This is a genomic window from Nocardioides sp. YJ-D4 (assembly GCF_054031495.1).
Genome location: NZ_CM132932.1, coordinates 5,592,474 through 5,612,582, shown reverse-complemented (window position 1 = coordinate 5,612,582; position 20,109 = coordinate 5,592,474). Strand labels below are relative to the sequence as shown.

20 protein-coding genes are annotated in these 20,109 nt (G+C 69.9%); 8 read left to right on the top strand and 12 right to left on the bottom strand.

Annotation, left to right across the window (positions count from 1 at the left end):
* Positions 1-5: 5 nt before the first annotated feature.
* Both ACW14X_RS26830 and ACW14X_RS26825 read right to left on the bottom strand, forming a co-directional pair.
* Positions 6-977, bottom strand: coding sequence for a GNAT family N-acetyltransferase (locus tag ACW14X_RS26830; RefSeq protein ID WP_457163903.1), 972 nt, complete (start codon positions 975-977; stop codon positions 6-8).
* Positions 978-1,018: 41 nt separating this feature from the next.
* On the bottom strand, positions 1,019-2,008 hold the full coding sequence (locus ACW14X_RS26825; RefSeq protein ID WP_457163902.1) for a LacI family DNA-binding transcriptional regulator: 990 nt from the start codon (positions 2,006-2,008) through the stop codon (positions 1,019-1,021).
* A gap of 208 nt (positions 2,009-2,216) precedes the next feature.
* Here ACW14X_RS26825 and ACW14X_RS26820 point away from each other — a divergent pair, with 208 nt between their 5' ends.
* The 4 genes from ACW14X_RS26820 (at position 2,217) to ACW14X_RS26805 (ending at position 7,016) form a co-directional block, all read left to right on the top strand.
* On the top strand, positions 2,217-3,485 hold the full coding sequence (locus ACW14X_RS26820) for an extracellular solute-binding protein (RefSeq protein WP_457163901.1): 1,269 nt from the start codon (positions 2,217-2,219) through the stop codon (positions 3,483-3,485).
* A 112-nt stretch (positions 3,486-3,597) separates the two neighbouring features.
* Positions 3,598-4,521, top strand: coding sequence for a carbohydrate ABC transporter permease (locus ACW14X_RS26815; RefSeq protein WP_402995406.1), 924 nt, complete (start codon positions 3,598-3,600; stop codon positions 4,519-4,521).
* Complete coding sequence (locus ACW14X_RS26810; protein ID WP_457163900.1) at positions 4,505-5,383, top strand: sugar ABC transporter permease; 879 nt, start codon at positions 4,505-4,507, stop codon at positions 5,381-5,383. The genes ACW14X_RS26815 and ACW14X_RS26810 overlap by 17 nt, the downstream gene beginning before the upstream one ends.
* A 16-nt stretch (positions 5,384-5,399) precedes the next feature.
* On the top strand, positions 5,400-7,016 hold the full coding sequence (locus tag ACW14X_RS26805) for a glycoside hydrolase family 13 protein (RefSeq protein ID WP_457163899.1): 1,617 nt from the start codon (positions 5,400-5,402) through the stop codon (positions 7,014-7,016).
* 93 nt (positions 7,017-7,109) lie between these two features.
* On the opposite strand, the gene ACW14X_RS26800 is transcribed toward ACW14X_RS26805, so the two are convergent.
* The 4 genes from ACW14X_RS26800 to cobA form a co-directional block, all read right to left on the bottom strand.
* Positions 7,110-7,913 (bottom strand): TrmH family RNA methyltransferase, encoded by an 804-nt coding sequence (locus tag ACW14X_RS26800; RefSeq protein ID WP_457163898.1) that lies wholly within the window; start codon positions 7,911-7,913, stop codon positions 7,110-7,112.
* 2 nt (positions 7,914-7,915) lie between these two features.
* Complete coding sequence (locus tag ACW14X_RS26795) at positions 7,916-8,236, bottom strand: helix-turn-helix domain-containing protein (protein ID WP_160022731.1); 321 nt, start codon at positions 8,234-8,236, stop codon at positions 7,916-7,918.
* 9 nt (positions 8,237-8,245) lie between these two features.
* Positions 8,246-8,584, bottom strand: a complete 339-nt coding sequence (locus ACW14X_RS26790) for a type II toxin-antitoxin system RelE/ParE family toxin (RefSeq protein WP_457163897.1) — start codon at positions 8,582-8,584, stop codon at positions 8,246-8,248.
* 126 nt (positions 8,585-8,710) lie between these two features.
* Positions 8,711-9,937 (bottom strand): uroporphyrinogen-III C-methyltransferase, encoded by a 1,227-nt coding sequence (cobA, locus tag ACW14X_RS26785; protein WP_457163896.1) that lies wholly within the window; start codon positions 9,935-9,937, stop codon positions 8,711-8,713.
* Between the two features lie 69 nt (positions 9,938-10,006).
* Here cobA and ACW14X_RS26780 point away from each other — a divergent pair, with 69 nt between their 5' ends.
* A complete protein-coding gene (locus ACW14X_RS26780; protein WP_350840388.1) occupies positions 10,007-10,534 on the top strand; it encodes a YbhB/YbcL family Raf kinase inhibitor-like protein in 528 nt (175 codons plus the stop codon).
* Positions 10,535-10,584: 50 nt separating this feature from the next.
* Here the strand turns inward: ACW14X_RS26780 and ACW14X_RS26775 are convergent, their stop codons facing one another.
* The 3 genes from ACW14X_RS26775 to ACW14X_RS26765 all read right to left on the bottom strand — a co-directional run bounded on the left by ACW14X_RS26775 (position 10,585) and on the right by ACW14X_RS26765 (position 13,178).
* Positions 10,585-11,247 carry a response regulator gene (locus ACW14X_RS26775; RefSeq protein WP_457163895.1) on the bottom strand — a complete coding sequence of 221 codons (663 nt, stop codon included), beginning with the start codon at positions 11,245-11,247 and terminating at the stop codon, positions 10,585-10,587.
* 117 nt (positions 11,248-11,364) lie between these two features.
* On the bottom strand, positions 11,365-12,006 hold the full coding sequence (locus ACW14X_RS26770) for an FMN reductase (RefSeq protein WP_160022721.1): 642 nt from the start codon (positions 12,004-12,006) through the stop codon (positions 11,365-11,367).
* A complete protein-coding gene (locus ACW14X_RS26765; protein ID WP_160028804.1) occupies positions 12,003-13,178 on the bottom strand; it encodes an LLM class flavin-dependent oxidoreductase in 1,176 nt (391 codons plus the stop codon). Before ACW14X_RS26765 ends, ACW14X_RS26770 begins: the two co-directional genes overlap by 4 nt.
* Positions 13,179-13,340: 162 nt before the next feature.
* Between ACW14X_RS26765 and ACW14X_RS26760 the strand changes: the two genes are divergently transcribed.
* The 3 genes from ACW14X_RS26760 to ACW14X_RS26750 are packed head-to-tail and all read left to right on the top strand — an operon-like array spanning position 13,341 to position 15,907.
* Positions 13,341-14,138: an ABC-2 family transporter protein gene (locus ACW14X_RS26760; RefSeq protein ID WP_160022719.1), complete on the top strand. Its 798-nt coding sequence runs from the start codon at positions 13,341-13,343 to the stop codon at positions 14,136-14,138.
* Positions 14,131-14,958 (top strand): ABC transporter permease, encoded by an 828-nt coding sequence (locus ACW14X_RS26755; RefSeq protein WP_457163894.1) that lies wholly within the window; start codon positions 14,131-14,133, stop codon positions 14,956-14,958. The genes ACW14X_RS26760 and ACW14X_RS26755 overlap by 8 nt, the downstream gene beginning before the upstream one ends.
* Before the next feature lies 1 nt (position 14,959).
* Positions 14,960-15,907 (top strand): ABC transporter ATP-binding protein, encoded by a 948-nt coding sequence (locus ACW14X_RS26750; RefSeq protein WP_457163893.1) that lies wholly within the window; start codon positions 14,960-14,962, stop codon positions 15,905-15,907.
* A 12-nt stretch (positions 15,908-15,919) separates the two neighbouring features.
* On the opposite strand, the gene ACW14X_RS26745 is transcribed toward ACW14X_RS26750, so the two are convergent.
* Genes ACW14X_RS26745 through ACW14X_RS26735 form a run of 3 tightly spaced genes read right to left on the bottom strand, consistent with a single transcriptional unit; the run spans position 15,920 to position 20,098 of the window.
* Positions 15,920-17,293: a condensation domain-containing protein gene (locus ACW14X_RS26745; RefSeq protein ID WP_457163892.1), complete on the bottom strand. Its 1,374-nt coding sequence runs from the start codon at positions 17,291-17,293 to the stop codon at positions 15,920-15,922.
* Positions 17,274-18,716 carry a condensation domain-containing protein gene (locus ACW14X_RS26740; protein WP_457163891.1) on the bottom strand — a complete coding sequence of 481 codons (1,443 nt, stop codon included), beginning with the start codon at positions 18,714-18,716 and terminating at the stop codon, positions 17,274-17,276. The genes ACW14X_RS26745 and ACW14X_RS26740 overlap by 20 nt, the downstream gene beginning before the upstream one ends.
* Positions 18,713-20,098: a condensation domain-containing protein gene (locus tag ACW14X_RS26735; protein WP_457163890.1), complete on the bottom strand. Its 1,386-nt coding sequence runs from the start codon at positions 20,096-20,098 to the stop codon at positions 18,713-18,715. The genes ACW14X_RS26740 and ACW14X_RS26735 overlap by 4 nt, the downstream gene beginning before the upstream one ends.
* Positions 20,099-20,109: the final 11 nt, after the last annotated feature.

The window sequence follows — 20,109 nt, the reverse complement described above, 5'->3', positions numbered from 1 at the left end:
CGGGCTCAGCCCTCCCGGATCATCCAGCGCTCGGGCGCGGGCAGCGGCTCCCAGCCGTACTTCGCGTAGAGCTCGTGGGCGTCCTCGGTGGCGAGCAGGGTCCGGCGGATGCGGTACGGCTCGAGGTCGGCGACGACGCCCTCGATCAGCAGCTTGCCGATCCCCTGGCCGCGGGCGCCCGGGTCGACGATGACGTCGCAGAGCCAGGCGAAGGCGGCGAAGTCGCTGACCACGCGGGCGAAGGCGACCTGGTTCCCGGCCGCGTCGTAGACGCCGTAACAGCGCGACCCCTTGTTGGCCGCGTCCTGCACCTCGCGCGTCCGGTCGCTGGCCCAGTAGGACTGCGCGAGCATCCGGTGCACCCAGTCGGGGTCGATCCGGCTCTGGTCGGCGGAGAAGGAGTACGCCGCGGGCTTCTCGCGCGTCGCCGGCTCCGCGCTCAGCAGACCGAGCAGGTCGTCCGGCTCGGGCTCGGGTCGCACGACCTGGGGCGCGACGGCGGGCGCCTCGACGGCCCCCGCGAAACCCGGCCCGGGATCCGGCGTACGACCCGCCTGATAGGCCAGCGCGGCACCGTTGGCGAGCTTGTCGGCAGCCTCGTTGAGCGGGTGTCCGGAGTGGCCTTTGATCCACTCGAACCGGACGTCGCGGCCCTGCATCGCCGCATCGAGATCCTTCATGATCTCGACGTTGAGGACGGGCTTGCCGTCGGCCTTCTTCCAGCCCTTGCGCTTCCAGCCGGCCATCCACTTGGTGACCGAGTTGATGACGTACTTGGAGTCGCAGTAGACCAGCAGCGGCTCGCCGGTGTGCGCCGTCTGCCGCAGCAGGTCGAGGACCGCGGTCAGCTCGCCCTGGTTGTTGGTCCCGTGCGGCCAGCCGCCACAGGCCCAGGTGGACTCGTCCACATACCAACCCCACCCCGCGGGCCCCGGGTTCCCGAGCGCCGAACCGTCAGCAGCAGCCACAATCGTCACGCGCCCATCCTGCCAGCCGCGTGCCGGCCCGCTCCGGGCGGTCAGGGGTTGACGCGGGGACCGGAAGCCGTGGAGCCGCGCACGACCAGCTCGGGGTGGAAGACGAACTCCGAGTGCGGGGTGCCGGTGCCGGCGATCTCGTCGAGGATGGCACGGACCGCGGCCTGACCCATCGCATGGACGGGCTTGCGGACGGTGGTCAGCGGCGGGTCGGTGAAGGCGATCAGCTGGGAGTCGTCGTAGCCGACCACGGAGACGTCCTCCGGGACCCGAAGACCACGCGAGCGGGCGGCACGGATGGCGCCCAGCGCCATCATGTCGCTCGCGCACACGATCGCGGTGAAGCCCTCGTCCAGGAGCGCGGAGGCCGCGGCCTGACCGCCCTCGAGGGTGAAGAAGGAGTCGCGGATGTGGCCCTTCTCGATCTCCTCGGCACTCAGCCCGAAGCGGTCGGCCATGGTGGTCACGAAGCCCTCGATCTTGCGCTGGACCGGGACGAAGCGGCGGGGACCGACGGCCAGGCCGATCTTGGAGTGGCCGAGCGTGGCGAGGTGGGTGACCGCCAGCTGCATCGCCTCGCGGTCGTCGGGCGAGATGAACGGCGCCTTGATGTCGGGGGTGAACCCGTCGAGCAGGACATAGGGAACGCCCTGGGCGCGCAGCTTCTCGTAGCGCGTCATGTCGGCGGTGGTGTCCGCGTGCAGGCCGGAGACGAAGATGATCCCGGTGACACCGCGGTCGACGAGCATCTCGGTGAGCTCGTCCTCGGTCGAGCCGCCGGGGGTCTGCGTGGCGAGCACCGGGGTGTAGCCCTGCCGGGTCAGGCCCTGCGCGATCACCTGCGCGAGCGCGGGGAAGATCGGGTTGTCGAGCTCGGGCGTGATCAGGCCGACCAGCCCTTCGCTGCGCTGGCGCAGCTTCACCGGGCGCTCGTAGCCGTGGACGTCGATCGCCGCCAGCACCGCCTCCCGCGTGGCCGCGGCGACCCCGGGCTTGCCGTTGAGGACGCGACTGACCGTCGCCTCACTCACGCCCGCATGGGCCGCGATGTCAGCAAGACGGGCAGAGGCTGGTGTTATGGGCACGATCACATCATGCCCTCTCCCTACACGGCCTGCAAGAACTTTCAGCAAGTTTGCAACTTTTGCTGAAAGGCTCTTACATTCTCCTCGACGCGGGGTTACCTTCGTCACACCACCGGGCGGATTCCTCGCCCGGCCCCATATCGAAGGAGAACTCATGCGACGTGGCATCGTGGCCACCGCAGTGGCGGCATCGCTCGCCCTGGCGGCAACGGCATGTGGCGGTGGCAGCGGCGACAGCAGCGACGGCCCGGTCACCATCACCTGGTGGGACACCTCGAACGCGACCAACGAGGCGCCGACGTACCAGGCCCTCGTCAAGGACTTCGAGAAGGCCAACCCGGACATCAAGGTCAAGTACGTCAACGTGCCTTTCGACCAGGCACAGAACAAGTTCGACACCGCGGCCGGCGCCAGCGGCGCTCCCGACGTACTGCGTGCCGAGGTCGGCTGGACGCCTGCGTTCGCGCAGAAGGGCTTCCTCGCTCCCCTCGACGACACCGAGGCGCTCGAGGACAAGGACGCCTTCCAGCCCAACCTGATCAAGCAGGCCGAGTTCGACGGCAAGACGTACGGCGTCCCGTTCGTCACCGACACCCTCGCGCTGGTCTACAACAAGGCGCTCTTCGAGAAGGCCGGCATCACCGAGGCGCCCACGACCTGGGACGAGCTCAAGGCCGACGCCGCCACGATCAAGTCCAAGACCGGTGTCGACGGCTACTGGGGCTCGACCTCCGCCTACTACGCGCAGCCGTTCCTCTACGGCGAGGGCACCGACACCGTCGACGCCGAGGCCAAGAAGATCACCATCTCCTCGCCCGAGGCCAAGAAGGGCCTGACCACCTGGCAGGGTCTCTTCAACGGCGAGGGCCTGCACAAGGCGGACACCACCGCCGACGCGTACGCCCACATCCAGGACGCGTTCGTCAACGGCAAGGTCGCCGCGATCATCCAGGGCCCCTGGGAGATCACGAACTTCTACAAGGGCTCGGCGTTCCAGGACAAGAACAACCTGGGCATCGCCACCGTCCCGGCCGGCTCGACCGGCGAGGCCGGCGCCCCGACCGGCGGTCACAACCTGTCGATCTACGCCGGTTCGGACGAGGCACACCAGGAGGCCTCGGCGGCGTTCGTGAAGTTCATGACCTCGGCCGAGACCCAGGCCCAGATCGCGCTGAAGAACTCCACGCTCCCGACCCGCGACGACGCCTACACCGACGAGGTCAAGGCCGACCCGGGCATCGCCGGCTTCCAGACGGTGCTCCCGGCCGCCCAGCCGCGACCCGAGCTGCCCGAGTACTCCTCGCTGTGGGGTCCGATGGACCAGGAGCTGCCGAAGATCGCCTCCGGCGCCGAGACCCTCGACGAGGGTCTGGCCACGCTGGAGACGGCCTTCGCGGACCTGCTGCCCGACTTCTCCAAGTGACCCAGTTCCAAGTGAGCCAGGAAGACCACGTCATCCGATGACTCTGACAGCACCAGCGCCCGCCGCCGAGACCCCGCGGTCTCGGCGGCGGGCGCCCCGCCCCGTCCAGCGCATGCGAGATTCCTACCGCCGCTACTGGTACGCCTACGCGATGGTCGCGCCCGTCGTGATCGTGCTCGGCGTGCTCGTCGGCTACCCGCTCCTGCGCGGCTTCTACCTGACCCTGACCGACGCCAACAGCCTCAACTCGGCACGCACCATCGGCGTCAACACGATCGACGCGACGTACAAGTTCATCGGTCTGGACAACTACGCCGAGATCCTGTGGGGCCCGGCGGCGTACGACCGCTTCTGGTCCCACTTCGTGTGGACCATCGTCTGGACCGTCACCTGCGTCGTCCTGCACTACGCGATCGGCCTCGGGCTGGCGATGCTGCTCAACCAGCGGCTGCGCGGACGCGTGGCGTACCGCCTGCTGCTGATCCTGCCCTGGGCGGTGCCGACGTTCGTCACCGTCTTCGCCTGGCGGATCATGCTGGCCGACGCCGGCGTCATCAACTCGATGCTCGACACGATCGGGCTCGCCTCGCCGAGCTGGCTCGAGGACCCGACCTGGCAGCGTACGGCCGCGATCATGGTCAACACCTGGTGCGGCGTGCCGTTCATGATGCTCTCCCTGCTCGGCGGGCTGCAGTCGATCGACGAGAACCTCTACGAGGCGGCCGAGATCGACGGCGCCAACGCCTGGCAGCGGTTCCGCCACGTCACCCTGCCGGGGCTGTCGTCGGTGAGCTCGACCGTCGTGCTGCTCGGCGTGATCTGGACCTTCAACCAGTTCGCGATCATCTTCCTGCTCTTCGGCAACACCGCGCCGGACGCGCAGATCCTGGTCACCTGGGCCTATCGACTCGGATTCGGGCAGCAGCCTCGCGACTTCGCCATGTCGGCGGCGTACGGCGTGCTCCTGCTCGCGATCCTGATCGTCTTCACGTCCTTCTACTACCGGTGGTTGAAACGCAATGACCAGCTCGCCTAGCCTCAACGCGCCCAGGACGACCCAGCGCCGCCGTGGAGAACTCGGCCCGGTCGCGCGGGTGGGCACGCACGTGACGCTCACGGTGGCGTCGCTGATCGCGCTCTTCCCGATCGTCTGGCTCGTCTACCTGTCCCTGGGACCCGACAAGGACGACTACCTCCACCCCGGCGGGATCTTCGCGAAGGCGACGCTGGACAACTACTCGTTCGTGCTGACCAACACCGCCTTCTTCAACTGGCTGTGGTCGACGCTGGTGGTCGCCGGAGGCACGACCCTGTTCGGCGTGATGTCGGCGGCGACGACCGGCTACGCGGTCTCCCGGATGCGGTTCCCGGGCCACCGGCCGCTGATGTGGGTCCTGCTGCTAACGCAGGCGTTCCCGATCGCGGTGCTGATCGTGCCGATGTACGAGATCTTCTCCCAGCTCCGCCTGGTCGACTCGCACCTCGGCCTGATCCTGGTCAACTGCACCACGATCGTCCCGTACTGCTCCTGGCTGCTGAAGGGCTACTTCGACACCATCCCGGTCGAGCTCGACGAAGCCGGCATGATCGACGGACTCACCCCGTTCGGTACGTTCTGGCGGCTGATCCTGCCGCTGGCTCGCCCGGGTCTCGCGGTGGCCGCGTTCTACGCCTTCATCACCGCCTTCGCGGAGGTCGCGTTCGCCTCGACGTTCCTGATCGACGACTCGAAGTACACCTTCGCGGTCGGACTGCAGAGCTTCGTCAGCGAGCACGACGCGCAGTGGAACCTGATGGCCGCCACCGCTGTCCTCATCGCCATCCCCGTGACCATCTTCTTCTACCTCGTCCAACGACACGTCGTCACCGGTCTGACCGCCGGCGGCGTCAAGGGCTGAAAGGGCAACTTTCTCCATGAGCAGCACCGAATGGTGGCGTGACGCCGTCATCTACCAGGTCTACCCCCGCAGCTTCGCCGACAGCGACGGCGACGGCACCGGTGACCTTCCCGGGATTCGGTCCCGACTCCCCTACCTCCGTGACCTGGGGGTGGATGCGATCTGGCTGAGCCCGTTCTACGCCTCACCGCAGGCCGACGGGGGCTACGACGTGTCCGACTACCGGGCGGTCGACCCTCGCTACGGGACGTTGGACGACGCTCGCGCGCTGATCTCTGCTGCCCACGAGCTGGGTCTGAAGGTCATCGCCGACATCGTCCCCAACCACTCCTCCTCGGAGCACGTGTGGTTCCAGCAGGCGCTGGCGGAGGGACCGGGGTCGCCGATGCGGTCGCGCTACCACTTCCTGCCCGGACGGGGTGAGAACGGCGAGGAGCCGCCCAACGACTGGGACTCGATCTTCGGCGGTCCGGCGTGGACGCGGGTTCCGGACGGCGAGTGGTACCTCCACCTCTTCGCTCCCGAGCAGCCCGACTTCAACTGGAACTCCCCCGAGGTGCACGCGGAGTTCCTGGACATCCTGCGCTTCTGGCTCGATCTCGGCATCGACGGCTTCCGCATCGATGTCGCCCACGGCCTGGTCAAGGCCGAGGGCCTGCCGTCCATCGGCCACGCGGAGCAGCTCCACCTGCTCGGCAACGACGAGATGCCGTTCTTCGACCAGGACGGCGTCCACGAGATCTACCGTTCGTGGCGCCGCGTCCTGGCCGACTACCCGGGCCGGATCTTCGTCGCCGAGGCATGGACGCCGACGGTGGCACGGTCGGCGAACTACGTACGCCCCGACGAGCTGCACCAGGCGTTCAACTTCGAGTACCTCGACACCGCCTGGGACGCCGCGGCGCTGCGCAAGGTCATCGACAGCTCCCTGGACGCGATGCGCCCGGTCGGCGCTCCGGCGACCTGGGTGCTGTCCAACCACGACGTCACCCGGCACGCCACCCGGTTCGCCAACCCGCCGGGGTCGGGGACCCAGATCCGTACGCCTGGTGATCGCGCGCTCGGGCTTCGCCGAGCTCGTGCGGCGACGCTGCTGATGCTCGCGCTGCCCGGGTCGGCGTACGTCTACCAGGGCGAGGAGCTCGGCCTGCCCGACGTCACCGACCTGCCCGACGAGGTCCGCCAGGACCCGTCCTTCCACCGCGCCAACGGCCAGGACGGCTTCCGCGACGGCTGCCGGGTGCCGCTGCCGTGGAGCCGGTCGGGCTCGTCCTACGGCTTCGGCGACGGAGGCTCGTGGCTGCCGCAGCCGGCGGAGTGGGGGGATCTGAGCGTCGAGGCCCAGACGGGTGTCGAGGGTTCGACCCTCGAGCTCTACCGCTCCGCCATCCGCACCCGCCGCGAGGTCCCCGGCCTCGGTGCCGGCGACGCGGTGACCTGGCACGACGAGGCCCCCGCCGGTGTCCTCTGGTTCGAGCGTGACGGCTTCGCCTGCACGGTCAACACCACCAAGGAGCCCGTACGCATCGCCGCCCCCGGCCGCGTGCTCCTCTCCTCCTCGGGCCCCGTGCCCGTCACCGACGCCACCGCCGCCCTCCCCGGCGACACGACCGTCTGGTGGCAGCTGGTCTGAGATCCCGGCCGAGTCCGCAGTTGTGGACGCCGAATCTGTAGTTGTGGGCGACGAAAGTAGATCTTCGTCGCCCACAACTACATTCTCGGCCGGTCAGCGGCGGGCGGTGACGTAGCACGCGACAGCGGTGGCGGCGGCTACGTTGAGGGAGTCGATGCCGGCGGACATCGGGATGATCGCGCGGCGGTCGGCGGCCTGCTGCCAGCGCAGGGAGATGCCGTGACCCTCCGAGCCGAGGACAAGAGCGACCTTGTCGACGCCCTCGACGGCCTTCTCGATGTCGACGGCGTCGTCGGCGAGGGTCAGGGCGACGGTGGTGAAGCCGGCAGCGGAGAGGGACGGGAGCGCTTCGTACCAGTCCGGCAGGCGAGTCCACGGCAGCGCGAAGACCGCGCCCATCGCGACCTTGATCGAGCGGCGGTAGAGCGGGTCGGCGCAGCGTGGCGCCAGCAGCACCGCGTCGAACCCGAGCGCGGCGCCCGACCGGAAGATCGCGCCTACGTTGGTGTGGTCGACGATGTCCTCGAGCACCAGGACCGAGCGGGCGCCCTCGAGCACCGAGTCGACCGACGGCAGCGGCCGCCTCTTCAGCGACGCCAGTGCACCGCGGTGCACGTGGAAGCCGGTCACCTCCTCGGCGGCCTTCTCGCTCATCACGTAGCACGGCGCATCGGTCGTGGCGAGCGTGTCGGCGAGCCCGTCGAGCCACTTCGGCGCCATCAGGAACGAGCGCGGCTCGAAGCCACCGCCCACGGCCCGGCGTACGACCTTCTCCCCCTCGGCCAGGAACAGACCCTCCGACGACTCAAGCGACTTCCGCAGCTCGACGTCGCGAAGGTCGCGGTAGTCGGCGAGCCGTGGGTCAGCGGGGTCGGAGATCTCGATGAGTTCAGCCATGGTCAGGCGACCTGCACCGAGTCCTTCATGTCCCCCGGCACTTCTTCGGGGAACGAGAGGACCAGGTGTCGTCCCAACGCGGTCGCGACCCGCGCCAGGGTGTCGATCCGGTTGCGCGCCCCTCCACCTTCCTCGAGGCGGGAAATGACCGACTGCGTCGTACCCATCCGCGAGGCCAGCTCGCGTTGACTCAGTCCTGCCGCCGTACGCAGGTCGTAGATCAGCTGGCCGAGAGCAAGGTCCTGCTCGACACTTGTCCTCGTCTCGTCGGACGGGACAGGTCGCTCCGCCCGCACGTCAGACCAGCGGGAGTAGTTCGCCATGTTGCTCTCCTAGGGATAGCGCCGGGCACACTCGGCCGCTGCCTTGCGGGCCCTGGCCACCTCGCCGCGCTCGTTGTCTCGTTGTTTGTGGAACGTCGTCAGAAGGATGATCCGAGCATCGTTCGTGAACCTGTAGGTGATCCTCCGCGCGGTCGACCCCAGGGTGAAACGGAGCTCGAATACACCCTCCCCAAGGCTCCGCGAGAGCGGCATCCGAGCGCGGAACCCCAGATCGGCCAACCGATCCACGATCACCACGACTCGACCCCACTCTTCATCGCTCAGAGCGTCCAGCCACTTCACGACCTCGTCGTGAAGCTCAACCTCCATGCTCATGATCGCATCCACGCGATGATCGCACAAGTGCGATCATCGCACGCCGTTTCACCGCACTGACACAGCACAAGACCCATGAGGCGACCGTAAGAGATCACTCATGACAACGAGTCGACGGCGCGCCGACTCGACCAGCCCTCAGAAGAAGTCCGGGTGGGCGACGCGGACGACCTCGCCGACGACGATGATCGCCGGGGGCTGGACGTTCTCGTCGGCAAGGGTCTTCTCGAGGGTCTCGAGGGTGGCCAAGACCGTACGCTCTGTGGGCATCGTGCCGTCGCAGATGACGGCGACGGGGGTGCCGGGCTCGCGGCCGCCATCGAGAAGGGCGGTCGCGATCGCGGGGGCGTTCTGGACGGCCATCAGGAGGACCAGGGTGCCGCCCAGACCGGCGACGGCGGACCAGTTGGTCAGCGAGGTGGGGTCGCCCGGGGGGACGTGGCCGGAGATGACGGTGAACTCGTGCGCGACACCGCGGTGGGTCACGGGGATCCCGGCGACGCCGGGGACCGTCACCGGCGAGGTCAGGCCGGGGATGACGTGGACCGGGACGCCGGCCTCACGGCAGGCGAGCACCTCCTCGAAGCCACGGCCGAAGATGAAGTTGTCGCCGCCCTTGAAGCGCGCGACCGCCTTCCCCTCCAGGGCAGCCTCGACGATGATCCGGTTGATCTCCTCCTGCTGGGCCGAGCGGCCGCGCGGGAGCTTGGCGACGTCGACGAGCTCGACGTCGGCGGGCAGCTCGGAGAGCAGCTCTCGGGGCGCCAGCCGGTCGGCGACGACGATGTCGGCCTCCATCAGGGCCTTGCGGCCGGCCACCGAGATCAACCCGGGGTCACCCGGGCCGCCACCGATCAGGGTCACTCCGGGCACGCGCTGACGCTCGTGCGGTGCGATCAGGTCCCCAGAGCGCAGCCCGTCGAGGATCCGGTCACGTACGCCCGCCGAGCGCCGCGGGTCGCGGTTGGCCAGCACCGCGATGGTCAGGTCGCCGTCCTGTCCGGTCGCCGGGGTCCAGGCGGTGGCCTGCGTGCCGTCGTCGGAGCGTACGCAGAAGATCCGTCGCTCCTCGGCCGCGGCCGAGATCTCTTCGTTGACGTCAGCATTCTGGGTCGCGGCGATGACGTACCAGGCGCCGTCGAGCACGTCGGCCGAGAAGCGGGCCCGGTGCCAGGTGATCTCGCCCGAGCCGAGCAGCCCCTCCAGGGCAGGGGTCAGCGACGGCGAGACGACCTCGACCCTCGCCCCCGCGGCGATCAGCGCCGGCACGCGCCGCTGCGCCACCCGGCCACCACCCACGACGACCACCCTCCGCCCCTCGAGGATGAGGCCGGCGGGATAGGGAACGGCATGCTCAGAACTCATGGGTACATCCTCGCCCAACACCGGGGTGCGGCCTGACAACGGGTCGATTCGCGGACTACGTTGGTGGACATGGCACTCGATCGTCCGGTGAAGCCGGATCCCTACTCCCTCATGCCCGCTCTCCCCTCCTTCACGCTGAACAGCGAGGACGTGACCGACGGCCAGCCGCTGAAGCAGGACCAGGTCTACGACGGTGGCAACACCTCGCCGCAGCTCAGCTGGAGCGGCGCGCCGGAGGGGACGAAGTCGTACGTCATCACCTGCTTCGACCCCGACGCGCCGACCCCCAGCGGCTTCTGGCACTGGGTCCTGGTCGACGTCCCCGCCGACGTGACCGAGCTTCCCGCCGGTGCCGGCGCCGGCACCGCCGAACTCCCGGGCAAGGCGTTCCACGTCGCGACCGACTTCGGTACCAAGGACTTCGGCGGCGCCGCTCCCCCGGCCGGCGACCAGGTCCACCGCTACTACTTCGTCGTCCACGCGGTCGGCGAGGAGACGCTGGGCGTGGACGACCAGGTCACCCCGGCCGTCGTCTCCTTCAACCTGGCCTTCAAGGCGCTGGCCCGCGCCGTCGTGGTGGGCACCTACCAGCACTGAGGTCCGACGTGGGGGTCCTGAGGTCACCGGGTGACCTCAGGACTCCCACGTCAGCCTGATGCCAGGTGGGTCAGCAGCGTCGGCGTACGCCGGTGCTCGACGTCGCGGGACAGCCCGAACGCGAGGAACATCTCGCTCAGACACCGCTCGAACTGCCGCCTGCCGCTGAAGAGCCTACTGATGATCGCGCGGTCGGGGTACCCGGCGTGGATCAGGCCCAGCACCTCGCTCTGGCGTATCGTCAGCCTCGCGATCGCATCGGGATCGGCGTCCGGCGACGCCTCGACCATCCAGGAGATGACCTCCGGGTCGACGACGACCTCACCCGACGCCACCCTGCCGACGACGTCGAGGAAGTGCGGGACGGTGCGTACGCGAGACTTGCGCAGGTAGCCGAGACCGCCGGTGCCGGTGCTGGCGAAGACGGCGGCCGCGAAGGCCGTGTCGACCGAGTCGGCGAGCACGACGACGCCCATCTCCGGCACCTTCTCGTGCAGCCGGAGAGTGGCGCTGATGCCCTCGTCGTCCGGGCCCAGCCGGGCGTCGGTCACGACCAGCGTGGGCAGGGTGTCGGTCGCGGCTTGGACGAGCGCCTCGGCGTCCCCGGCGTCCGCGACGACCTGGTAGCCACCACGCGCGAGCAGGGCGGTGAGTCCAGCACGAAGAAGAGGCGACTCGTCGGCAACGACGACGCTCGGCTCATAGCTGGACACAACGGCTCCGCTCGGTGCTGGGGGTAGCGGTCGAGACGCATTCTGTCGCACTTCCCCGCAAACCCCCGGTATCTCGCGCCCGTGTTCACATCGGCAGCCGAAGGGAACCCCGCCCGGTCAGAACTCCGGCGGCCCCTCGGAGGCCCGCTTGAGCAGCGTCTCGAAGGACGTCGGGTTGGCGAACTCGTCCTCCACCAGCGTCCGGTGCGGCGCCGGGGTGGGCGTGCCGCCCACGGCCAGCAGGGCAGCCAGCTCGGCGGCCGCACGATCGACCCGCTTGGGGAGCTCCGGGCCACCGGCGAAGTCCTCGGTGGCGGCGAAGACCCCGGTCGGGACGACCACCGCGTGCAGGTAGGCGAAGAGCGGCCGGAGCGCGTGCTCGAGCACCAGCGAGTGCCGGGCGGTGCCGGCGGTCGCGGCGATCAGGACCGGCTTCGCGTCCAGGACGCCCTGCTCGAGTACGTCGAAGAACGTCTTGAACAGGCCGGAGTAGGACGCGGAGAAGACCGGTGTCACCGCGATGACGGCGTCGGCACGCCGTACCTGGTCGATGGCCGACTGGAGCGCCGGCTTGGCGAACCCGGTGAGCAGGTTGTCGGTCAGCTCGTGGGCCAGGCCGCGCAGCTCGACGTGCTCGACCTCGACCTCCGCGCCCCGGGCCTGGACGGCCCGGGTCGTGGCCTCGCCGAGCATGTCGGCGAGCAGCTTTGTCGAGGACGGGACCGACAGCCCCGCGGAGACGACGACGATCCGGGTCACAGCTCCCCCTCGAGCACCTTGGCGACCTCGGGGTCGCTCAGGTCGCGGTCGGAGGAGCCGGTGGCCGAGTCGCCCTCGGCGTAGACGGTCGAGTCCTTCGCGCCGCCGGCCTTCTCCACCAGGGAGGCGTGGGTCGGGGCGTCCGGGACACCGGGCTTGCGCAGCTTCGCGAACTCCGCGCGCAGGGTCGGCAGGATCTCGCCGTAGAGGTCGAGCTGCTCCAGCACCGTCTTCAGCGGCAGCCCGGCGTGGTCGAGCAGGAAGAGCTGGCGCTGGTAGTCACCGACGTACTCACGGAACGAGAGCGTCCGCTCGATGACCTGCTGCGGCGAGCCGACGGTCAGCGGGGTGGCCTCGCTGAAGTCCTCCAGCGAGGGACCGTGGCCGTAGACCGGGGCGTTGTCGAAGTAGGGCCGGAACTCGTTGATCGCGTCCTGGGAGTTGGGCCGCATGAAGAACTGCCCGCCCAGCCCGACGATGGCCTGGTCGGCGGTGCCGTGGCCGTAGTGCTCGAAGCGCTGCCGGTAGAGCTGCACCATCTGCTTGGTGTGCGAGGCCGGCCAGAAGATGTGGTTGTGGAAGAAGCCGTCGCCATAGTACGCAGCCTGCTCGGCGATCTCGGGCGAGCGGATCGAACCGTGCCAGACGAACGGCGCGACGCCGTCCAGCGGCCGCGGAGTCGAGGTGTAGCCCTGCAGCGGCGTACGGAACCTTCCCGACCAGTCCACCACGTCCTCCGACCACAGCCGGCGCAGCAGGGCGTAGTTCTCGATGGCCAGGTTGATGCCCTGGCGGATGTCCTTGCCGAACCAGGGGTAGACCGGGCCGGTGTTGCCGCGGCCCATCATCAGGTCCACGCGGCCGTCGGTGAGGTGCTGGATCTTGGCGTAGTCCTCCGCGATCAGCACCGGGTCGGTGGTGGTGATCAGCGTGGTCGCCGTGCTCAGGATGATGTTCTCGGTCTTGGCGCCGATGTAGGCAAGCGTGGCGGTCGGGTTGGATGCGATGAACGGCGGGTTGTGGTGCTCACCGGTCGCGAAGACGTCCAGGCCCACCTCCTCGGCGTGCTTGGCGATCTCGACGGTGGCCTTGATGCGCTCGTTCTCCGTCGGGGTCCTACCGGTCGTCGGGTCCATCGTGACGTCACCGACGGTGAAGATGCCGAACTGCATACCCATGGTTCCCTGCCCCTTTCGTGGACTCTTCCACGATAGTTGAAATCCGAACTACTCGGCAAACAGTTGCTGCATCAACGTTATTCCAGGAAACCCCGTGGCGTACGCAGGCCCTCCTGTGCCAACGTACGTCAGGTGTCCGGGGCGCTGCATCCACAGTTGAGTCTGTACGCCGCGATCGCGACCAGCTCGTTCCGCCGCTACTCCACCTACACCGCGGCTACGCTCGCCGGGATCTTCACCAACTCGGTCTTCGGGATCATCCTCAGCTTCGCCTATCTGGCCCTGTGGGAGCAGAACCCGTCGGCCGGCGGCTATGAGGCCGACCAGGCGGTCACCTTCGTCTGGATCGGGCAGGCGCTGCTGATGACGATCGCGCTGTGGAGCGGCGGCTCGACCGACGACCTCGCCGAGCGGATCCGCAACGGCGACATCGCCGTCGACCTCTACCGTCCCGTCAGCGTCCTCGGCTGGTATCTCGCCGCCGACCTCGGCCGCGGGCTCTACCACTTCGCGACCCGGGGCGTGGCGCCGACCATCGTCGGTGCGCTGCTCTTCGGGCTGGTCATGCCCTCCCCCGCCGGCGCGGTCGGGTTCCTGGTCAGCGTCGTCCTCGCGGTGGTGGTCAGCTTCGCGGTCCGCTTCCTCTTCGCCGCCAGCGCGTTCTGGCTCCTGGACGCGACCGGTCCGCGGGTGCTGCTGAGCGTGCTGGCCACCTTCTTCAGCGGGCTGACCCTGCCGCTCAACCTCTTCCCCGACGGCCTGCGCCAGGTGGCGCTGGCGCTGCCGTTCGCCTCCTACATCCAGACCCCGGCCGACATCTGGCTGGGCCGCCACACCGGGCTCGACATGCTCGCCGCGATCGGGCTGCAGGTGCTGTGGGCGGTCGTCCTCCTGGGCGTCTGCGCGCTCGTGCTGCGTGCCGCGACCCGCAAGGTGGTGGTCCAGGGTGGTTGAATCTCGACAGGCTCGATCACCCGCGACGGAGGCGATCCGCTCGTACTGGCTCATCGCGCTGCTGTGGATCCGGGCGGCGATGGCGTATCCGGTCTCGTTCTGGACGATGACGGTCGGCGGCGTACTGATCACCTTCCTCGACTTCGTCGCGATCTGGCTGATGTTCAGCCACATCGACACCTACGGCGGCTTCACGCTGCGCGAGATCGCCCTGCTCTACGGGGTCACCTCGATCGCGTTCCGGGTCGCCGACATGCTGGTCGGGAGCGTGGAGAAGATCGGGCGATACGTACGCAGCGGCGATCTCGACGCGATGATGACCAAGCCGGTCCCGGTGCTGGTGCAGCTGTGCGCCGACCGGTTCGAGCTGCGCCGGCTCGGCCAGATCGCCCAGGGCATCGCGGTCTTCGCCTGGGCGGCACCGATCGTGGACTGGAACCCGCAGCGCCTGCTGGTGCTGGTGGTGGCGCTCGTCTCGGGTGTGGTCATCTACTTCTGCGTCTTCGTGACCTTCTCGACGATCCAGTTCTGGACCACGGACGCCTCCGAGTTCGCCAACGCCTTCACCTACGGCGGCAACACGATCATGCAGTATCCGATGACGATCTTCCCGCGCGAGGTCGTCCGGTCGCTGACCTACCTGCTGCCACTGGCCTTCGTGAACTGGTACCCGTGCCTGTTCCTGCTCGGCCGCACCGACCCGTTCGGATCCCCGGACTGGTACCGCTTCGCCTCGCCCCTGGCCGCGCTGGTGCTGGTCGGCGTCACCACGCTCGTGTGGCGCCAGGGGCTTCGCCGATACCGATCGACCGGGAGCTGATGTGCCACTGATCGAGGTGCGGGACCTCTCCCGCGAGTTCACGATCCGCAAGAAGGCGGGTCTGATGAGACGTACGTCGGTGGTGAAGCAAGCCGTGCACGGCCTGTCCTTCGAGATCGACGCCGGTGAGATGGTCGGCTACATCGGCCCCAACGGCGCCGGGAAGTCGACCACGATCAAGATGCTCACCGGGATCCTGGTGCCCTCCGGCGGGTTGGCGCGGGTGGCGGGCCTGGAGCCGTCTCGCCAGCGCCGGGAGCTGGCCCGGCGGATCGGGGTGGTCTTCGGGCAGCGTACGTCGCTGTGGTGGGACCTGCCGCTGCGCGACTCCTTCGAGCTGCTGCGGCGGATCTACCGGATCCCCGACAAGACCTTCCGCCGCAACCTCGAGGACCACGTCGCGCTGCTCGACCTCGGCGACCTGATGGACACCCCGGTGCGGCAGCTGAGCCTGGGCCAGCGGATGCGCGGCGACATCGCCGCGGCGCTGCTCCACGACCCCGAGATCCTCTATCTCGACGAGCCGACCATCGGTCTCGACGTCATCTCCAAGGGCCGCCTGCGGGAGTTCCTGCGCGCCCTCAACCACGAGCGTGGGACGACCCTGATGCTCACCACGCACGACCTGCAGGACATCGAGGCGCTGTGCGACCGGGTCATCGTCATCGACCACGGCACCGCCGTCTTCGACGGCCCCCTGCCCTCCCTGCGAGCCAACGGCGACGCCTCGCGCACCCTCGTCGTCGATCTCGTCGACGAGGCCTCCGCCATCGCCATCGACGGCGCTCGGGTCGTGAAGGTCGAGGGCCCCCGCCAGTGGCTCTCCTTCCCCGCCGGCGCCTCCGCCGCGCCGCTCGTCGCGCAGGTCGCCGCTGCGTACGACGTCGCCGACCTCTCCATTCACGAGCCCGACATCGAGGACGTCATTCGGCAGCTCTACGCGCGCTGATCCTGGCGGGACTCAGGGCTCAGCGCGGAGGACGGCGAGGTCGTCGGGCTGACGGGAGAGCTCGGCGAGGGTGTGGCGCAGGCGGTCCAGAAGAGCCTCGACGGACGCTGCGGCCACCGCCGTGTCGGGGTAGCGGACGCGGACGGCGAGGCCGGTGTGGGTGCGGGAGAACCAGATCTGTACGTCGTCGGCCTGGGTCGAGGCGGAGATGTGCTGCGCGTCGCGGTCGAGGTGGGACGAGCCGCCGGGGACGTGCCGATAGTCGACCCAGGAGACGACGAAGACGTCGTTGCGGGTCTGCACCAGCGGCCCGGTGAGCGAGCCGAGGACCTGGTCGAGCGGCACCGACCCGAGGCGTACGCCATGACGGACCGCGTCGCCGGCCTCGGCCAGGCCCACGTCGGTGAGCGAGGCGGGGACGGTGAGTGGGACGGTGGTGGTATACCAGCCGATCGAGCGGGTCAGGGCGTCCGCGGAGCGGGTGGAGACCGGCGCCATCGTGTCCAGCCGGTCACCGCCGCCGAGGTCGGAGATCGCGGTGGCGAGGGCCGCGAGCACGGCGGCGTACGTCGAGGCACCGCTGTTGCGGGCGCGGGCGCCGATGCGGTCCATCAGGGCCGCGTCGGCCAGCGGGGCAACGGCGGTGGCCTGGGCGGCCCGCTCCCCCGGCTCGAGTCCGAGCGGCAGGGGGAAGGTCGGCAGCCGGTGGCCGCGGCCGCCGAGGAACTCACGCCAGCCACGCAGCAGCGGGTCGTCGGCGCCGACCCAGGCGGGGCCGTCGGCTCCCTCCGCGACGGCTTCGAGGAACGACCTCACCGGCGGCAGCGACGGCTCGTCGCCGCCCTCGGTGAAGGTGGCGTAGAGGTGGGCGAGCTCCTCGACCGCGACCGCGACCGAGTGGGCGTCGCAGTGCAGGTGGTCCATGCCGAGGACGATCGTGGAGCGGTCCGGGCGCGAGATCGCGGCCGGCAGAAAGGCCGGATAGGCGAACGGCCCGCACCGCTCGTCGAGGGCCGCATGCAGCGCGGCGCGGGTCTCCTCGACGGTGCTGGTGTGGCCGACGGAGGTCACCGACCACATGAGCGTGCCGGGGTGGTGCCGCCGGGCCTGGAGCGCCTCGGACCCGGCGACGACCTCGAGCTGCAGGCTGCCGTGGCGGGCGAGGAAGGCCCGCCAGGTGCGCGAGAGCGCGACCGGCTCGATGGGGCCGTCGACATCGAAGGCGGCGGCCAGCCAGACGGTCGGTCCTCCGGCCAGCGCACCGGCGAGGTGGTTGCGCTGGTTGAGCGAGAGCTCGGCGGGTGCGCCGTGGGCGGGAGCGGAGAGGTCCCAGCGGAGCAGCGTGCCCGGCCGGGGCTCCCACAGGTCAGCGGTCGTGACCAGCATGTCCGGTCCCGATGATCTGGTGGGCATCGACCGGGCGTACCGGCAGGCCGAGGTCGGCGAGCACGTCGTGGAGCGCCTCGAAGAAGGTCGCCACCGCCCGTCCGCCCTGCTCGGTGTCGGGGCTCTGGGTGGCCAGCTCGAAGCGGTCGGCGAAGCGGTTGACCCACAGGCTCGCGTTGGCGGTGCGGCCCTCGCCGGTGAAGTGCAGGCCGGTGTCGAACGGGGTGGTCCCGGCACCGGGGAACTTGCGTACGTCGAGGTAGGAGACCATCTGCGGGCTGGCCAGCTCGGTCGGCGCGAGCACCCCGCCGGCGACCATCGCACCCAGCGCAACGTGGACCGGGGTGCGGGCCAGCTCGCGGGCGGTGCCAAAGGCCTTCTCCGCCGCGAGCACGGTCTCGGGGAAGGTCTCCCCCAGCGGCATCGAGACGGGGGCGAAGTTGCAGAACCAGCCGTGCGACGTCGCGGTCTGCTGCGACCGGGTGCCGAGCACGGTGATCCCCAGATAGTCCGAGCTGCCGCTCAGGCGCTGCTCGGCATGGGCCAGGAGCGCGAAGACGCCGCTGGTGAACCGGCCACCGGCAGCACGGCAGAGCTCCTCGAGCTCGTCGACCGCCTCGTCCTCGAGCGCGGTCCAGGACCGGATCCGGACCGGCGCGGTCTCGCCCGGCGCCAGCCCGAGGTCGACCGGGAACCGCGGCAGCCGCCCGCCGTGACGCGAGACGATGTCGACCCACTCCCGCACCGCCGGTGTCTCCGCGTCGCACTCGGCTGCGAGCTGCTGCTCGGCGGCTGCGTACGTCACGAAGCTGTCGGCCCCCGGCAGGTCCGGCGACGGGGCTCCGAGGGCCGCGGCGTAGGCCGCGCCGAGCTCGGCGGGGACCATCAGCTGCGAGGCGCCGTCGGTGAAGGCGTGGTCGCAGCCCCAGAAGTAGGTGAAGCCCTCCTCGCGCACGATCGCGCCGAGCAGGAACGGCGTCCAGGAGTCGGGGCGGCACTGCTCGTCCCACAGGCTGACCAGAAGCTCCTGCCAGCCACCGGTCCAGTCGGCGGGCGCCTCGACCTCGACGGATTCAAAGTCGAGCGCGTCAGCCGGTACGAGGCGGCGCACCGGCGTGGCGCCGGAGAGGTCGAACCAGGTGCGCAGCCCCTCGTGACGAGCGACGAACGAGGTCAGCGCCGCGATGTAGGCCGGCTCGTCGAAGGCCACGTCGAACTCCCCGGCGGTGCCGGTCCAGGCCCGGTGCACCCCGCCGGCGCCGATCTTGGCCCGGTAGGCGTTGAGATGGTCGGCCTGCAGGAAGGACGGCGCTCCGGGAGAGACGGGCGCGGCGTCGGCCGCGGCCCGGCACCCGGCCGTCGGCCGCAGCACGACCACTCGGCCCGGCGCCGGTGCCAGCTCCGCGAGCGCCCCGATCCTCATGCGGTGCCCTCCAGCTCGGTGGCCTCAGGGCGCGCGATCTCCTCCAGGAGCCCGCTCATCCCGCCGATCAGGTCGCGCACGACCCGTTCGGCGGCGACCGTCTCCGGGTAGCGGGTCGAGACGTTGAGGCCGTCCCGGTCACGCACGAGCCACAGGTAGACCTCGTCGTCGGCGCGGACGGGGGCACGCAGCGTACGGGCGTCCCAGTCGTTCCAGCGCTCGGCGCCGGCGATGAAGCGGGTGTCGACGAAGGTGACGACGAAGTGCGGGGCGTCGTCGACGCCGAGCAGGTCGGCGACCCGCGCGAACGGCTGCGGGACCAGCGGCTTCGCCGCGGCGAGCGCGGCCTGGACGCGGCCGGCGACCTCGGGCAGCGTGGTCGCGCCGGTGATGTCGAGGGTGATCGGGACGAGGCCGACGTACCAGCCGACCGCGGCGGCGTGCTCGGCGGTGTAGCGGGTGTGCATCGGCGCCACGAAACGCATCTTTTCCACGCCGTGCTGGGCGCGCAGGACGTACGCCATCGCGCCCATCATCCCGGCCTGGAACGAGACGCCCGCGCTCTTGCACAGCTCGCCCAGGGCACGGGCCTGGCGGGGGTCGCCGAGCCACTGCGACAGGCTCGCCTGCGGCAACGGCGACGCCGAGGCGGGTACGTCGGTGATGCCCGTGACCGGGAAGTCGGCGAACCGAAGTCCCCCGTCGGGTCCGGTCAGCCAGTCGCGCCAGACCTGCACCGACTCGCTCTCCAGCGACATCGTCTCGCCGGTGACCCGCTCGGCGGCGGCGTGGTCGACGTGGCTGCCGGTGGTCGCCGCGGACAGCTCGGCGAACGGCTCGCCGGCCAGCGCCCGCTCGTAGAGCGAGGCGATCTCCTCGAACCAGAGCAGCTGGGAGTAGGCGTCCATGACGCCGTGGTCGGCGCCGAAGACCAGGGTGAAGCCGTCGGCGTCGGCGACCGTCGCGAAGACGACGTAGGGCCAGGCCGAGGGGTCGATGTGATCGGCGAGGAAGTCCGAGATCCGGCCGCGGGCGTCCTCGCCGTCGAACCGGCCGAGAACGGTGGTGGTCACCGACACGTCAGCAGCGGCGACCGCGCGACGGCGCCGGCCGGCCGGCGTCTCCACGACGGTCCCGCGCAGCGCCTCGTGACGCCCGATCCAGGCACGGAGCGCGAGGCCAAGCGCCGCGGTGTCGAGCTGCCCGGGCAACCGCATGATCGAGCCGATCCAGGAGCCCGCCTCGGCGGTGTCGAGGTGCAGCTCGTGGTTGTGGGACAGCCGGCGTTCGTCGTCGACCCAGGCACCCGGCTCCGCAGCGGGGATCCACGCGGTCACCTCGCCCGGGGGTACGTCGTACGCGGACAGCTCGGTGTACTCCATCGGAGGTGGAG

Bases quoted from the DNA above. Each gene is read 5' to 3' on its own strand.
- ACW14X_RS26820 (WP_457163901.1), top strand. From the start codon at position 2,217: ATGCGACGTGGCATCGTGGCCACCGCAGTGGCGGCATCGCTCGCCCTG.
- ACW14X_RS26815 (WP_402995406.1), top strand. From the start codon at position 3,598: ATGCGAGATTCCTACCGCCGCTACTGGTACGCCTACGCGATGGTCGCG.
- ACW14X_RS26810 (WP_457163900.1), top strand. From the start codon at position 4,505: ATGACCAGCTCGCCTAGCCTCAACGCGCCCAGGACGACCCAGCGCCGC.
- ACW14X_RS26805 (WP_457163899.1), top strand. From the start codon at position 5,400: ATGAGCAGCACCGAATGGTGGCGTGACGCCGTCATCTACCAGGTCTAC.
- ACW14X_RS26800 (WP_457163898.1), bottom strand. From the start codon at position 7,913: ATGGCTGAACTCATCGAGATCTCCGACCCCGCTGACCCACGGCTCGCC.
- ACW14X_RS26795 (WP_160022731.1), bottom strand. From the start codon at position 8,236: ATGGCGAACTACTCCCGCTGGTCTGACGTGCGGGCGGAGCGACCTGTC.
- cobA (WP_457163896.1), bottom strand. From the start codon at position 9,937: ATGAGTTCTGAGCATGCCGTTCCCTATCCCGCCGGCCTCATCCTCGAG.
- ACW14X_RS26780 (WP_350840388.1), top strand. From the start codon at position 10,007: ATGGCACTCGATCGTCCGGTGAAGCCGGATCCCTACTCCCTCATGCCC.
- ACW14X_RS26765 (WP_160028804.1), bottom strand. From the start codon at position 13,178: ATGCAGTTCGGCATCTTCACCGTCGGTGACGTCACGATGGACCCGACG.
- ACW14X_RS26745 (WP_457163892.1), bottom strand. From the start codon at position 17,293: ATGCTGGTCACGACCGCTGACCTGTGGGAGCCCCGGCCGGGCACGCTG.
- ACW14X_RS26740 (WP_457163891.1), bottom strand. From the start codon at position 18,716: ATGAGGATCGGGGCGCTCGCGGAGCTGGCACCGGCGCCGGGCCGAGTG.
- ACW14X_RS26735 (WP_457163890.1), bottom strand. From the start codon at position 20,098: ATGGAGTACACCGAGCTGTCCGCGTACGACGTACCCCCGGGCGAGGTG.